Here is a 1,259-nt window from a genome sequence, read left to right as displayed (position 1 = left end):
TAGTGTGTTTCCTAATTCCTCGATTCTGTAATTCAATCTGGTTGTTTCTTCAAAAAGTCTGTGGTATCTTTGCAAACCTTTATGATATTGAATATATATCAATCAGCAAAGCTGATTGATTATAATTCAATCACTGAAAGAAATTATGGAAGTCCGTCTCCGAGTGACGATGTGAAGAACGGAAACGTCCCTGCCCGGCCACGGCAATGGCCTGTCGAGGGGCAGGAGACGGACGGTCGTAAGGTGGCCGTCATGGGCAGGGATGGAGTAGGGTCTAATAGGGATTGGCATAGGGACAACAGGGTGGAAGGCCGTTTCATAGGAGAACTCGACCGTTTCCTCGAATCGGAGGCCATCTCGGCGGCACTCTGTGCCGCCAACGCTGGCAAGGTCGGCGCTCCGTTCAAGGTCCCTGATGCCGCGGTCCGGTGGGCGGTGGACTATATGATCGCATTTGATTGCGGCTACCGTTCTGCCGCAAGGATCCTGAAGGACCGTCTCATCAGGATGGGTTTCAAGGGGATATCGTACAGCCAGCTGCACAAGCGTGTCGGCAGGCTGTCCGTCCATTCGGGCACCACCGATGTCACCGACGGTCGCGTGATGGCGTTCGGGACGGGGGCCCCGCCCCGTCCCACGCCCATCACGGTCATCGTGGATTCCACAGGACTCTCCCCGGACGAGCCGTCCGGGTGGAGGGTCCATCGCTGGGACCAGAGGAGCGTGCGCGGATGGTACAAGCTCCATGCCGCCATCGATTCGGAGACCGGGCATATACTGGCATATGTCGTGACGGAGCCGTACTGCAACGATTCCCCCATCTTCGAGAGACTGATCGGCATCGTCCTGGATGCGGGCCACGAGGTGGCCCGCGTACTGGCCGATGCCGCATACGACAACAAGGGCCATTGGAACGCGATGAAGGAGAGGGGGATCGACTTCATCACGAACATCCACGGCGGACTGGACCCGAAGAGGAGGAACAGCTCCACCGGGAGGTTCAGAGGTTGCTCCGTCCGCGGTAAGCACATCCGCAGGATACTCGAGGTGGGTCGCGAGAAGTGGAAGAAGGAGGTCGGCTACGGGGAACGTTGGCGCATAGAGGCGACGTTCGGGGACCTCAAAAGAAGGTTCGGGGACAAGCTCCGGGCGAGAGCCCGGGAGCGTGTCGCCGATATGATCGGTTTCCTCGTCCAGGTGTTCAACCGTTTCAAATCCACGAGGATGTCTATATGACACCAGAATTAGGAAACACACTA

The 1,259-nt window shown here is 57.3% G+C and carries 1 protein-coding gene; it reads left to right on the top strand.

Annotated elements, in window-relative coordinates:
* Window positions 1-171 precede the first annotated feature (171 nt).
* Entirely contained in the window at window positions 172-1,236 is a 1,065-nt protein-coding gene (locus V5D86_RS09560) for an IS5 family transposase (RefSeq protein WP_414596459.1), read from the top strand.
* Window positions 1,237-1,259 lie beyond the last annotated feature (23 nt).

This window comes from Candidatus Methanoprimaticola sp. MG2, assembly GCF_047501175.1.
Taxonomy (GTDB): Archaea; Thermoplasmatota; Thermoplasmata; order Methanomassiliicoccales; family Methanomethylophilaceae; genus Methanoprimaticola.
This window is presented reverse-complemented; position numbering and strand designations above follow the sequence as displayed.